The organism is Lysobacter gummosus (genome assembly GCF_001442805.1).
Lineage (GTDB): Bacteria > Pseudomonadota > Gammaproteobacteria > Xanthomonadales > Xanthomonadaceae > Lysobacter > Lysobacter gummosus.
This window is the reverse complement of sequence record NZ_CP011131.1, coordinates 2,148,756-2,161,948: the sequence shown is the minus strand read 5'-3', so window position 1 is coordinate 2,161,948 and position 13,193 is coordinate 2,148,756. Positions and strand designations below refer to the sequence as shown.

At 66.1% G+C, this 13,193-nt stretch carries 14 protein-coding genes; 6 read left to right on the top strand and 8 right to left on the bottom strand.

Going from position 1 to position 13,193, the window contains the following annotated elements:
• Positions 1-368: 368 nt before the first annotated feature.
• Positions 369-1,010 (bottom strand): NUDIX hydrolase, encoded by a 642-nt coding sequence (locus LG3211_RS08950; RefSeq protein WP_057942523.1) that lies wholly within the window; start codon positions 1,008-1,010, stop codon positions 369-371.
• 185 nt (positions 1,011-1,195) lie between these two features.
• Between LG3211_RS08950 and LG3211_RS08945 the strand changes: the two genes are divergently transcribed.
• The 5 genes from LG3211_RS08945 to mtnC all read left to right on the top strand — a co-directional run bounded on the left by LG3211_RS08945 (position 1,196) and on the right by mtnC (position 6,515).
• Entirely contained in the window at positions 1,196-2,692 is a 1,497-nt protein-coding gene (locus LG3211_RS08945; protein WP_057942522.1) for an amino acid permease, read from the top strand.
• Between the two features lie 249 nt (positions 2,693-2,941).
• The gene (locus LG3211_RS08940) at positions 2,942-4,378 is read left to right on the top strand and encodes an amino acid permease (protein WP_057942521.1); all 1,437 of its coding nucleotides are present in this window, start codon (positions 2,942-2,944) and stop codon (positions 4,376-4,378) included.
• Positions 4,379-4,492: 114 nt separating this feature from the next.
• A complete protein-coding gene (locus tag LG3211_RS08935) occupies positions 4,493-5,131 on the top strand; it encodes a methylthioribulose 1-phosphate dehydratase (protein WP_057942520.1) in 639 nt (212 codons plus the stop codon).
• On the top strand, positions 5,128-5,685 hold the full coding sequence (locus LG3211_RS08930; RefSeq protein WP_057942519.1) for a 1,2-dihydroxy-3-keto-5-methylthiopentene dioxygenase: 558 nt from the start codon (positions 5,128-5,130) through the stop codon (positions 5,683-5,685). The genes LG3211_RS08935 and LG3211_RS08930 overlap by 4 nt, the downstream gene beginning before the upstream one ends.
• A 134-nt stretch (positions 5,686-5,819) precedes the next feature.
• Entirely contained in the window at positions 5,820-6,515 is a 696-nt protein-coding gene (gene mtnC / locus LG3211_RS08925; protein WP_148648808.1) for an acireductone synthase, read from the top strand.
• 115 nt (positions 6,516-6,630) lie between these two features.
• Here mtnC and LG3211_RS08920 read toward each other — a convergent pair whose 3' ends face one another.
• From LG3211_RS08920 to LG3211_RS08905, 4 genes are all read right to left on the bottom strand, one after another.
• Positions 6,631-6,840: a hypothetical protein gene (locus LG3211_RS08920; protein ID WP_187313158.1), complete on the bottom strand. Its 210-nt coding sequence runs from the start codon at positions 6,838-6,840 to the stop codon at positions 6,631-6,633.
• Positions 6,841-6,854: 14 nt separating this feature from the next.
• A complete protein-coding gene (locus LG3211_RS08915; RefSeq protein WP_237049860.1) occupies positions 6,855-7,319 on the bottom strand; it encodes a type II 3-dehydroquinate dehydratase in 465 nt (154 codons plus the stop codon).
• 194 nt (positions 7,320-7,513) lie between these two features.
• Positions 7,514-8,068 carry a YdeI/OmpD-associated family protein gene (locus tag LG3211_RS08910; protein WP_237049859.1) on the bottom strand — a complete coding sequence of 185 codons (555 nt, stop codon included), beginning with the start codon at positions 8,066-8,068 and terminating at the stop codon, positions 7,514-7,516.
• Between the two features lie 35 nt (positions 8,069-8,103).
• A complete protein-coding gene (locus LG3211_RS08905) occupies positions 8,104-9,771 on the bottom strand; it encodes a calcineurin-like phosphoesterase C-terminal domain-containing protein (protein WP_057945375.1) in 1,668 nt (555 codons plus the stop codon).
• A 248-nt stretch (positions 9,772-10,019) separates the two neighbouring features.
• On the opposite strand from LG3211_RS08905, the gene LG3211_RS08900 reads away from it, so the two are divergent.
• Positions 10,020-10,814, top strand: a complete 795-nt coding sequence (locus LG3211_RS08900) for a hypothetical protein (protein ID WP_148648807.1) — start codon at positions 10,020-10,022, stop codon at positions 10,812-10,814.
• Between the two features lie 184 nt (positions 10,815-10,998).
• Here the strand turns inward: LG3211_RS08900 and hisIE are convergent, their stop codons facing one another.
• From hisIE to hisA, 3 genes are read right to left on the bottom strand one after another with little or no spacing between them, the layout of a single operon-like run.
• A complete protein-coding gene (gene hisIE / locus LG3211_RS08895; RefSeq protein ID WP_057942515.1) occupies positions 10,999-11,658 on the bottom strand; it encodes a bifunctional phosphoribosyl-AMP cyclohydrolase/phosphoribosyl-ATP diphosphatase HisIE in 660 nt (219 codons plus the stop codon).
• Entirely contained in the window at positions 11,658-12,449 is a 792-nt protein-coding gene (hisF, locus tag LG3211_RS08890; RefSeq protein WP_235109723.1) for an imidazole glycerol phosphate synthase subunit HisF, read from the bottom strand. Before hisF ends, hisIE begins: the two co-directional genes overlap by 1 nt.
• The gene (gene hisA, locus LG3211_RS08885) at positions 12,443-13,192 is read right to left on the bottom strand and encodes a 1-(5-phosphoribosyl)-5-[(5-phosphoribosylamino)methylideneamino]imidazole-4-carboxamide isomerase (RefSeq protein ID WP_057942513.1); all 750 of its coding nucleotides are present in this window, start codon (positions 13,190-13,192) and stop codon (positions 12,443-12,445) included. The genes hisF and hisA overlap by 7 nt, the downstream gene beginning before the upstream one ends.
• Position 13,193 lies beyond the last annotated feature (1 nt).

Here is a 13,193-nt window from a genome sequence, read left to right as displayed (position 1 = left end):
CGTGGTGGCAGGATGCAACCGCGCTTTTGCTCGTCATTATTCCTGCGAACGCGGGAATGACGCTGAAGTCTTTGGATTCCCGCCTTCGCGGGAATGACGTTCGGGGAGGATGACGCTGAAGTCTCTGGATGTTCGGCTCCGCCGAAGTAAAGCGGAGCCCGCGTTCGCGGGAATGACGTGCTGGGAGGATGACGCTGAAGTCTCTGGATTCCCGCCTTCGCGGGAATGACGTTCTGGAACGATGGCGCTGAAGTCTCTGGATGTTCGGCTCCGCCGAAGTAAAGCAGGGCCCGCCTTCGCAGGAATGACGATCTTGAAAGATGACGCTGACATGCGCACGACGATCAATCGGCGCCGTCGCGATCAGCTCAGCTCGGCACGCGCGCCAACCACTTGCGCGCCATCCGCCGCATCGAGTCGTCGCTGCCCGGATCCTCGAGCAGTTCCGCGATCTCGCGCCAGGCCAGGTCCAGCGATTCCTCGCTGACCACGTAGTCCTCGTTGTCGCCGGCGCGCACGACGTAGCGCAGGTCGTAGTGCCAATGCCCCGGCACTTCGCGGCGTTCGGGAATCCAGTGGCGGTCCAGGTCGAACAAGTCCGGGTCCACCGACAGGCCGGTCAGGCCCGACTCTTCCTCGGCTTCGCGCAGGGCCACCTGGGCGAGGTCGCGGTCGCCGTCGGCGTGGCCGCCCAGTTGCAGCCAGCGGCCCAGCTTGCGGTGATGGGTCAGCAGGACGCGGCGGCCGGCGCGGTCGATCAGCCAGGCGCCGCCGGTGAAATGGCCGGCCAGGCGCTCGCGCATAAACGGGTCGGCGGCGCCCGCTGTCGCATGCTGCGATGCGCCACCGGCGCCCGCGGCCGCGCCATCGGGCCCATGGTCGGCCTGCAGCGCTTCGTCGAGCAGTTCCAGGAACGGCTGCGTATGTTCGGCCTCTTCCGGCCAAAGTCGCGCATATTCGATGAGATTGGAACGAAGTTCGCCTATGGCGTCGGAATGTTTCGCGGACATGCGTAAAAAGGTGCTCGGCAGGTGATACGGACTGTGATTATGGCCGCAGGAACCATGACCGTGTCCGCTTGCCGCCCATTTCAACACTAGGTTAAGGTGGCCCGCCGCCCCGCTCTGGAGGCCGGTCATCGTCGTCGCCAGAACGACGGGTACAGATCACTTCTTACGAGAGAGAGGGGAGTTCGATGTCGACAGGCCTGTTCATCACCAAGCCGGTGCAAGCCGCGCCGCATGTAGACGCCGGGGAAGTCCACGGCAGTCTGGGCGGCGAAGATTCGCTCAAGCGCGCACTGACTTCCAAACACTTGGTGATGCTGGGCATCGGCGGCGTGATCGGTGCCGGTATCTTCGTCCTCACCGGCCAGGCGGCGGCGCAACATGCCGGCCCGGCGGTCGTCATCAGCTTCATGCTCGCCGGCTTCGCCTGCGCCCTGGCCGGCCTGTGCTACGCCGAGTTCGCGGCGATGCTGCCGGTCTCGGGCAGCGCCTACTCCTATTCCTATGCGACCCTCGGCGAGGGCGTGGCCTGGTTCATCGGCTGGAACCTGGTGCTGGAGTATCTGTTCGCGGCCTCCACCGTATCGGTCGGGTGGTCGGGTTATTTCAGCGAGCTATTGCATTTAGTCGGCGGATGGACAGGCACGGACATATCGCTGCCCAAGGCATTGGCGTCGGCGCCGTATGAATTCGTCAACGGTCACATCCAGGCCACCGGCACCCTGATCAATCTGCCGGCGGTGTGCATCGTCGCCGCGCTCAGCGGCCTGTGCTACGTCGGCGTGACCCAGTCGGCCTTCGTCAACTCGATCATCGTCACCATCAAGCTGATCGTAATCCTGCTGTTCCTGGCGTTCGCTCTGAAGTACATCAACCCGGACAACTGGACCCCGTTCATTCCGGAAAACGAGGGCCCGGGCAAGTTCGGCTGGGAAGGCATCACCCGCGCGGCGGCGATCGTGTTCTTCTCCTACATCGGTTTCGACGCGGTCTCCACCGCCGCCGGCGAAGCCAAGAATCCGCAGCGCGACATGCCGATCGGCATCCTCGGCTCGCTGGCGATCTGCACGGTGCTGTACATCCTGGTCTCGCTGACCCTGACCGGCATCGCCGACTTCCGCACCCTCAACACGCCCGAGCCGGTCGCCACCGCGCTCAGCAATTATTCGGCGCTGAACTGGCTGCGCTTCATCGTGGTGATCGGCGCGCTGGCCGGCCTGTCCTCGGTGATCCTGGTGATGCTGATGGGCCAGCCGCGCATCTTCTTCACGATGTCGCAGGACGGCCTGATTCCGAAGATCTTCTCCAAGGTGCATCCGAAGTTCCAGACGCCCTACATCGGCACGATCATCGTCGGCATCTTCGCCTGCGTCCTGGCCGGCCTGTTCCCGATCAGCGTGCTCGGCGAGCTGGTGTCGATGGGCACCCTGCTGGCCTTCGCCACGGTCTGCATCGGCGTGCTGGTGCTGCGCTATACCCGCCCCGACCTGCAGCGTCCGTTCCGGGTGCCGTTCCCCTTCATCGTCTGCCCGCTCGGCGCCGCCGCGTGCCTGTTCCTGTTCTGGCAGGCCTTCGCCGAGCATTGGCGCCTGATGGTGGGCTGGACCGCGATCGGCGTGTTCATCTACATCATCTACGGCTACCGCAACAGCAAGCTGCGCAAGGCCGCAAACGCGGCGGCTTGACCGGCACGAAGCAATCCAAAGGCCGGCGGAAATAACCGCCGGCCTTTTTCCATTTCACGTAACGGGCATCGCATCGGCGATCGGATTCGAGTCATCAGGCCTGCGGGCTTTTGATCGTCGTTCCCGCGAACGCGGGGATCGGGCGACTTCAAAGGTTCGCGCACCAAAGGCCCTGGATTCCCGCGTTCGCGGGAATGACGGAATGGAAGATCGTCGGCGCGGGCCGCAAGCAGCACCAGGACCAAACGCATGCTGGAACAACTTCGGGCGACCAAACACCCGCACGCCGCCCACGCCGAGGCCGAAGGGCTGAGCCTGCACCGCACGCTGGGGCCCTGGGGCCTGACCGCGCTGGGCATCGGCGCGGTCATCGGCGGCGGCATCTTCGTGATCACCGGCAAGGCCGCGGCCGAGCATGCCGGCCCGGCGATCATGCTGTCGTTCGTCCTGGCCGCGATCTGCTGCACCTTCTGCGCGCTGGCCTATGCCGAATTCGCCGCGATGGTGCCGGTCTCGGGCAGCGCCTACACCTACACCTACGCCACCCTGGGCGAACTGGCCGCGTGGTTCATCGGCTGGATGCTGATATTGGAGTACGGCGTATCCGCCTCCGCGGTGGCGGTCAGCTGGACCGGGTATTTCCTGAGTCTATTGCAACACTTCGACATAACCCTGCCGGCGGCGCTGGTGCAGGCGCCGCTGGACGCCAAGCTGCGCCCGACCGGCGCGATCGCCAATGTCCCGGCGGCGATCATCGTGCTGCTGCTGACCTGGCTGTGCTATGTCGGCATCCGCAAGTCCTCGGCCATGAACATGGCGATGGTGCTGCTGAAATCGGGCCTGATCGTGCTGGTGATCGTGGTCGGCTGGAAGTACGTCAATCCCGAGTTGTGGCACCCGTTCATCCCCGAATCGCAAGGCCACGGCAAATACGGCTGGGAAGGCGTGCTGCGCGGGGCCTCGATGGTGTTCTTCGCCTACATCGGCTTCGAAGCGGTGTCGGTGGCCGCGCAGGAATCGCACAAGCCGCAGAAGGACATGCCGATCGGCATGATCGCCTCGCTGGCGATCTGCACCGTGCTGTACATCGGCATGGCCGCGGTGATGACCGGCCTGGCGCCGTACGGCACCCTGGGCACCGACGAACCGGTGGTGACCGCGATCGCCGGGCATCCAGGCCTGAACTGGCTGCGGGTGGTGGTCGAGGTCGGCGCCCTGGTCGGGCTGTCGTCGGTAGTGCTGGTGATGATCATCGGCCAGCCGCGCATCTTCATGATCATGGCGCGCGACGGCCTGCTGCCGCCGGTGTTCACCAAGATCCATCCCAAGTACCGCACCCCGCACATCAACACGGTGATCACCGGCATCGGCATCGCCCTGCTGGCGGCGCTGTTCCCGCTCGACATCCTCGGCGACATGACCTCGATGGGCACCCTGATCGCCTTCGCCGCGGTCTGCGCCGGCGTGCTGATCCTGCGCCGCACCCAGCCCGACCTGCCGCGTCCGTTCCGCATTCCCTTCGCCTGGCCGATCTGCCTGGCCGGCATCGTCAGCTGCCTGATCCTGCTGTCCACCATGACCGCGCACAACTGGATGCTGATGGCGGTGTGGACGCTGATCGGCTTCGTGATCTATTTCGCCTACAGCATGCGCCACAGCAAGCTGGCCCGGCAGAACCGGCAATAGCCGATCCGCCGGGATTCGGGCAGCGGCCCCGGCCGCCCCGATCCCGGCCCCGCGGCAACGCTGCGTTGCCGCAGAAACGAGGCAAGCGACACGTCCGGGCGCTAAACTTGGCCCATGAACAGCGCCCTGCCCTACGATCCGCAACGCCTCGCCCATTGCGCCGGCGAGATCATCGTCAACGTGCGCGAGTTGTCGCAGCGCGGCTGGACTCCGGCCACGAGCAGCAATTTCTCGCGCCGCATCGACGCCCAGAACGTCGCCATTACCGTCTCCGGCCGCGACAAGGGCCGGCTGACCGAGGCCGACATCATGGTCGTGGACCTGGACGGCCAGCCGGTCGCCACCAGCCACCGCCCCTCGGCCGAGACCCTGCTGCACACCCAGTTGTACAAGCGCTACCCCGAGATCGGCTGCGTCCTGCATACCCATTCGCAGACCCAGACCGTGGCCTCGCGCCTGTACGCCGGCCAGGGCCATGTGCACCTGGAAGGCTATGAGCTGTTGAAAGCCTTCGCCGGCACCACCACGCATGAAACGGAGCTGGACCTGCCGGTCTACCCCAACACCCAGGACATGCCCACCCTCGCCGCCCAGGTCGATGCCACGCTCGACAGGCAGGCGATGTGGGGCTACCTGATCGACGGCCACGGCCTGTACGCCTGGGGCCGCGACATGCCCGAAGCCCGACGCCACTTGGAGGCGTTCGAATTCCTGCTGGGATGCGAACTCGAACTCAGGAGGCTGCAGCGATGAGCCGGCTGCGCATTTTCCCACAAGACCAGCCCGACACCCCGAACCTGAGCACGTCCGATCAGGCGCAGATCGCGCAGGAGCTGGCCAAGATCGGCGTGGGCTTCGAGCAATGGCGCGCGACCCAGCCGGTCAAGCCGGGCGACAGTCCCGAAGCGATCATGCAGGCCTATCGCGGCGACATCGACCGCCTGGTCGCCGAGCGCGGCTTCAAGACCGTGGACGTGGTCAGCATCGCCCCGGACAACCCGCAGCGCGAAGCGATGCGCAGCAAGTTCCTGGACGAGCACTATCACAAGGAAGACGAAGTGCGTTTCTTCGTCGCCGGCTCGGGCTTGTTCACCCTGCACGTCGAGCCGAACGTCTATGAGATCAAGTGCGAGGCCGGCGATCTGATCTCGGTGCCCGACAGCACCCTGCATTGGTTCGACATGGGCCCGCAGCCGAGCTTCGTCGCGATCCGTTTCTTCACCGAGCCGGACGGCTGGGTGGGGCATTTCACCGGCAGCGATCTGGCGCAGCAGTTTCCCCGGTATGAGAAGGGTCAGGCGGCTTGAGGCTGAGCAGTGAGTGAGAGGAGTGAGGAACGAGTAAAAAGCTCGCTCTATTTTCCTTATCCTGCCCCAATCGTTTGCTCAGCTGTTTATGCTTCCCACTCTCTACTCACTCCTGCCCACTGATTTCTAGCCCTATGCCCATCCGCGCCATCCTCACCGACATCGAAGGCACGACCAGTTCGATCTCCTTCGTCAAGGACGTCCTGTTTCCGTACGCGCGCCGCGCCCTGCCGGGCTTCGTCGCCACCCGTGGCCGCGAGCCGGGCGTGCGCAAGTGGCTGGACACGGTCGCGCTGGAGAACGGCGGCGCCTGCCAGGATTCGGTGATCGTCGAAGTGCTGCAGGGCTGGATCGACGAAGACCGCAAGCACACCGCGCTCAAGGCGTTGCAAGGCATGATCTGGGCCGACGGCTACAAGAGCGCGGATTTCACCTCGCACATGTACCCCGACGCGGCGCCGGCGCTGCGCCAGTGGAAGGATCAGGGCCTGCGCCTGTACGTCTATTCCTCCGGCAGCGTGCCCGCGCAGCGATTGCTGTTCGGCCACAGCGACGCCGGCGATCTTACCGAGCTGTTCTCGGGCTGGTTCGACACCGAAGTCGGCGGCAAGCGCGAGGCGGCGAGCTATGAACGCATCGTCGAATCGATCGGCCTGCCCGCGCACGAGATCCTGTTCCTGTCCGACGTGATCGAGGAACTCGACGCCGCGCGCGAGGCCGGACTGGAAACGGTGTTGATCGATCGCCTGGACGATTACCCGACGCCGCGCGAAGGCGCGGCCACCAACGATCATCCGCGCGCGACCTCGTTCGACCAGATCGAGGTCTGATTTCGGCTGGCGAATATCGCATCCGCCGCAGGTGATCTTGCGCAGTCGCGGCTCGCGCCGCTCCTACGGCGACACGTAGGAGCGGCGCGAGCCGCGATCTTTTGCATGACGCCGCTTACAACCGGCTCAGATTGCGCACCCGCACCTCATCGCGCTCCACGCCGTGTTCGTTCGCGGCCTGAGAGCGGATGCGGTTGAGCAGTTCGGCCGGATCGAAGGCGCCGGGCTCGGCCGGCGCGTAATCGAGGGTGGTCTGGCCCCACACGATGAAGCGGCCGCCGACCAGGATTTCGTAGTCGGCGAAATAGAAGTAATGCGCGCTCATGGCGGTGCCGCGGCTCAGGTACCGACGTGGACGTCGTTGCCGCTTTCCGCGCAACCCAGGTGTTCCAGCGCGATCGCCAGCGCCAGCGTGTAGCTCTGCGCGGCGTAGCCGTGGATCAGGCGCAGGCGCTGGCCGCAATCGGGCGCGATCGACGGCTCCAGCGCGTTCATGTCGTCGTCGTGGACTTCGATGTACGGCACCGACAACTGCTCCAGTGCGCCGCGCAGGTTATCGCTGACCGGCAGGCAGGCGCCCGGGTCGAGCAGCAGCAGTTCGGCGTTGGCCGCGCGCATGCCGCGCAGGCATTCGATCAGCTCGCCCTCGTTGCGGCAGCTGCGCACCGCGATCGCCTTGCCGGCGTCGGCGGCGCGTTCGACCAGGGTCGCGCGCACTTCGCCGGCCAGCGGCGGGACCATCGAATCGACGGCGGTGCCGGCGTTGGGGCCGCGCAGAATCAGGATCGACACGTCGGGACTCACTGCGCGCTCGGGGTGGCGCGCCTTGGAGTTCACTGTAGGAAGACCTGGCGTAAAGGCGCTATGCGCGGGTGGGCGCGGGGCGTAAATCCCGCGTCAATTCCTGGCGGGGGTTGGGCGTATGGAGCGAGGCGGGCCCTCACCCCACCCCCTCTCCCGCAAGGCGGGAGAGGGGCTTGGTGCGTGGCGGCTCGGGCTCAACCGTGAATCTTTTCCCCGCGCGCCAGCATCGCCACCAGCTTCTCTATCCGATCCGCGCGCGTTTGCGCCTTCTTCGCGGTCTGCACCCGCCACAGCACCGCGTAGCGATTGGTCTTGTCCAGGGTCTCGAAGAACTTGCGCGCCTTGGGCTGGCTGGCCAGAGCCTTGGCCAGATCCTCCGGCACTTCGATCTTGCTCGCCGAATCGTAGGCCGCGTCCCAGCGGCCGTCGGCCTTGGCCGCATCGATCTCGCGCTGCCCGCCTTCGCGCATGCGGCTGGCCGCGATCAGCTTCTCGATCTTGCCGATATTGATTTTCGACCACAGGCTCTTGGGCCGTCGCGGCGTGAAGCGCTGAAGAAAATACACCTCGTCCAGGCCGCGCTTGAGGCCGTCGATCCAGCCGTGGCACAAGGCCACGTCCAGCGCCTGCTCGTAGTTCACCGTGACCACCGTCTGGCCTTTCTTGGCGATTTTCAGCCAAACGCCTTTGCCGTCGGCTTGAGTTTCCAGCCAACGCTCGAATGCGGCCGAGTCTTCGAACTCGAGCACCGGCAAATCGTCCGCGGGCCCTTTCGGCGTCGGACTCACGGCGCGGCCTCCAGCAGACGATACGAGGTGCGCAGACGCTGCTCGCCCTGCCAGGCGTCGAACACTCGCACTTCGATCGCATGCTCGCCCGCGGCGCGGTCGGTCGGCAGCGGCGCGTTCCACAGATGCGCGCTCGGCGTGGCGACCGCGGCGCGGTCGTAGCCGCGCAGGCTCGTGGCTTCATCGTCGCGCGCATTCTCGGCCTGCAACGCCGGATCGGGCTGATCGATGCGCTTCATCGGCTTCCACTCGCCGTCGTCCAGGCGGTACTCGACCCGGCTGTCGTCGCGCCCCATGAACACGTTCGCGTACACGCCGCGGATCGGATAGGAGCCGCGGCGCAACGTCTTTGGCGCGTACAGGCTCATGTACCGGTTCATCACCCGGTTCTGGATCGTCTCGGTGCCGGCGGTCGCTTGCGCGAGCGGCTTGGCCTTGGTTTTCGCTGGGTACCAGCTCAATTCGTATTGAGCGCTGGCCTTCACCTGCAGCCGCGCATAGCCGTTCGGCGTGCCGTCGCCCATCGTGGCGTCGGGAATGCCGTCGGCGTTCTTCACGCCCGACCAGAACGCGCCGCAGGCCGCGCCGACGTTGTATTCGTGCAGCGGCTGGGCGCCCTTCCAGCCCACCGAAGCGTCATGGAACACATGGCGCTGCGCATGGCTGTGGCCGCTGAGCACCAGCACATGCGGGAACTCGCGCAACAGATCGAACAAACGCTGGCGATCGGCATGACGAAACGTCTCCCGCCCCGGCGCGGCGTCGAACAACGGGATATGCATGGCCAACACCAGCAAACGCCGCTTGTCCGCGCTGGCCAGATAACTTTCGAGGAAGGCGAACTGATCCGGCCGCAGGCCGCCGATGTAGTCGGGCTTGGTGCCGGGCTGATACACCACGTCGTCGAGCACGACGAAGTTCGCCTGCGGCTCTTCCCAGGCATAGGTGTCGGGGCCGTAGATGTGGCGATAGCTCAACAGCGAGTCTTCATCGCGCGTGGCGTCGAAATCCAGGTCGTGATTGCCGGGCGCATGCAGCCACGGCACGCCGAGACTGGCGGTGACCGCGTTGAGCTTGGGATACAGCGACAGATCGTCGTGGGTGATGTCGCCCAGGCTCAGGCCCAGATCGGCGACGGCGGCCTTGCCTTCGCGCCGCGCCAGCAGCGGCTCGACGATATCGCGGCGGTAGTAATCGACATCCGTCGCGCTTTTGGTCTGCGGATCGGCGAACACCAGCACGCGCAGATCGGGGCCGCCGCCGCGCCGCTGCGGCACCAGCGCATAGTCGCGGCAGCTCGGCGCGGCCTGCGGCATGCCGCCGTACTTCAGCGGCGGCGGTGCGCTCAAGCTCGCGTTGAGCCAGTAATCCGGCAGCCCGCTGTCGCCGCGCGCGGCGACGCGATAGCCGGCCGGCTTGATCAGGAACTGGCTGCGACGGTCGCGCAGCGGCAGCGTGTAGCGGCCCTGCGCATCGGTGCGCACGATGGTTTCGCCGTCGGAGACGCGCTGCCCGGCCATGCCCGGTTCGCCCGGGTCGCGCCGGCCATTGCCGTTGCGGTCCTCGAACACGCTGCCGCCCTGACACGGCGGCGGAAGCGACTCGGCCAAGGCGATCGGGACGAACAGGTACGACAGTGCGACGGCGATGGCGGACAGACGCATGGCAGGCTCCGAAACGATGCGGTCATTATGCCTGCGCGCACCGCGCAGGCCGCCGCGCCCGCGCCTCGCGGCCGCCGGTTCCGGCATCGCCGCCGAGCGCTTGCGCATTGCCCGATGCGATTTGCTGAAATCGTCAAAATGTTAGCTGTATCAGCGCTTTTCGCGACTTTTTCCTAGGGTCGGCCCCAATGGTCGCGGGCGCGCGAATGCACTAGCGTAGTCACACCCACCCACGCGTGGAGTCTCCCATGCTCAACCCCATCGACGCTTCGATGCCGGTGACCGCATACCGGCAACGTCCCATCCCGGAAGAACCGCCGACCGCCGCCGAGGCGACGGACAAGGCGATCGCGAAATACGAACTCGACGTCAAGAACGGCGCCAGCCCGTCGGATCTCGCCGACGATCGCGTCGCGATCGAAAAAGCCGTCGAGGTCGAGGTGCAATTGCAGATCCTGCAACTGCCCGGTCGCGAAAAAACCCAGCGCGAACCCACCGTCGCGCAACTGGTCGATCAGTTCGGCAAGGCCATCATGGACCGTCACGCCGACGATCCGGCGGCGACGCGCGAACTGGTCCAGGGCGCGATCGACGACTACAAGACCACCGCCACCCAATGGGCGCCGGAAGATCGCGGCAAGGTCGATGCCTACATCAAAGGCGCGATGGACCGTCATCCCGGCAATATCCAGGCCGCCTTCGAGGAACTGCGCGATCTGCGCTGGACGCCGGGACACTTCTACGACACCAACCTGGCGATCGGCGCGGATTATCTGCGCGCGCGCTGGGAGACCGAGAAGTCCAACAACATCGTCGGCGGCATCATGGTCGATGTGTATCTGGACAAGAAGCAGAACAACCAGATTCCGCAGAACGGCCCCGGCCCGGTGTCGCCGTATTCCGAGTTGCAGAAGGAATACATGCACAAAGGCGTCGAGGATCAGTGGAATACCTTGAACTGGTTCGAGAAGAGCTTCCTCAGCGACAACTCGGTGACCATCAGCGGGCTGGCTCGCGCTGCGTTCGAAAACGACGTGAGTTGACGCTAACCGAAGATACGACAGCCACCGGTTCAACCGAAGCGGCAGTCTGCGACGAGTTTTTGTATTGAACGCCCGGTATCGAGCGCTCGATTCGGAGCGCTCAACCTGCGTGTGCTTGCATCGCTACGCTTGTATACGTCGTTTCGGTTGAGCACGGCTTGTGCCGCACCGGCGAAAAGCCGCGTCACTCAGACGGCGCATGGCCGCGATGCGGCTGCCCGTGCCGCGCGCGCAGCACCGCGACCGCATCGCCCAGCGACAGGCCACGCGCGCGCAACAGCACTTGCAGATGGAACAGCAGATCGGCGGCTTCGCCGCACAGCGCGGCGTCGTCCTGGACCACCGCGGCCAGGGCGGTCTCCACGCCCTCTTCGCCGACCTTCTGCGCGATCGAACGCACGCCCTTGTCGAACAGATGGGTGGTGTAGCTGCCGGCCGGGCGTTCGCGTTCGCGCTGCTTCACCAAGTCATCGAGCTCGACGAGGAACGACAGCGCATCGCCCGGATGGCCCGGCGCGTTCGGGAAACAGCTTTCGCGGCCGAGGTGGCAGGTCGGCCCGTGCGGCTGCGCGCGTACCAGCAAGGTGTCGCGGTCGCAGTCGGTTTCCATCGACACCAGGTCGAGGAAATTGCCCGAGGTTTCGCCCTTGGTCCACAGCCGCTGTTTGCTGCGGCTGAAGAAGGTGACGTGGCCGCTGTCCAGGGTGGCCTGCAGCGCCGCCCGGTCCATGTAGCCGAGCATCAGCACCCGCAGGGTGGACGCGTCCTGGACCACGGCCGGGATCAGCCCGAGTTGCTTGTCCCAGTCCAGCGCGTCGATCTGCTGCGGCGTCAGCGCGCTCATCAGTGCAGTTCCCGCACCGGCACGCCCTGCTCGCGCAACGCCTGCTTCAGGGCCGGAATGCGGATGCTGCCGGAGTGGAACACGCTCGCCGCCAGCGCCGCATCGACATCGGCTTCGCGGAACACCGCGCCGAAGTGCTCGATGGTTCCGGCGCCGCCGGAGGCCACCAGCGGCACCTGGCAGATTTCGCGCACCGCGCTGAGCTGCTCGATGTCGTAACCGCTGCGCACGCCGTCGCTGCCCATGCAGTTGAGCACGATCTCGCCCGCGCCCAGCCGTTGCGCTTCGACCACCCAGTCCAGCGTGCGCTTAGGCAAGGCCTGGGTGCGCGAGGGATCGCCGGTGTACTGGCGCACGCGCCATTGCCCGTCGGGATCGCGCAGGCTGTCGATGCCGACCACCACGCACTGCACGCCGAACTCATCCGCGATTTCGCCGATGAGCTCGGGCCGTTCCAGCGCCGGGGTGTTGATCGAAATCTTGTCGGCGCCGGCGTTGAGCACGCCGCGCGCGTCGCCCACCGAACGGATGCCGCCGGCGACGCAGAACGGAATGTCGATCGCGCGCGAAACGCGTTCCACCCAGCCGCGATCCACGCTGCGCCCCTGCGGGCTGGCGGTGATGTCGTAGAACACCAGCTCGTCGGCGCCGTCGTCGCGATAACGCAGCGCGAGTTCGACAATGTCGCCCATATCGACGTGATCGCGAAAACGCACGCCCTTGACCACGCGGCCGTCGCGGACATCCAGACACGGCACGATGCGCCGGCTCAAGGGTGTGGTGGTCAGCAACGTCGTACCTGCTTCAATGCGTCGGTGAGTTGGAAACGGCCTTCGATCAGCGCCTTGCCCAGCACCGCGCCGCTGCAGCCGACGTTGTCGGCGGCGACGATGTCGGCGATGTCGCGGATGCCGCCGGAGGCCTGCAATTGCACGTCCGGAGCGATCTGGTGGATATGCCGGTACAGGTCGAGGTTCGGCCCGGTCATGGTGCCGTCGCGGGAAACGTCCGTGCACAGCAGATGGCGCAGGCCGGCCGCGGCGTAACGCGTGAGCAGAGGTTCCAGGCGCACGCCGCTGTCTTCGGTCCAGCCGGCGACCGGCAGTTCCCAGGCGCCGTCTTCGGTCTGGCGCACGTCCAGGGCGATGGTGATGCGTTCGGAGCCGAAGCGCTTGAGCCAGCCGATGACCAGGTCCGGGTCCTTGACCGCGAGCGAGCCGACCACGACGCGGTCGGCGCCGGCGTCGATGATGGCCTCGACATCGGCTTCGCTGCGCACGCCGCCGCCGGTCTGCACGCGCATCCAGCTGGAGGTGGTGATCGCGCGCAGCAGCGGCGCCAGGGTGTAGCCGCCGTAGCGCGCGGCGTCCAGGTCGATCAGGTGCAGCCACTTGGCGCCGGCTTCGGCGTAACGCGTGGCCAGGGCCAGCGGCTCGGTCTCGTAACGGGTTTCCTGCGTGTAGTCGCCCTGGTGCAGGCGCACGACCCGCCCGTCGCGAACGTCGATCGCGGGATACAAGGTGCTGTTGCCCATG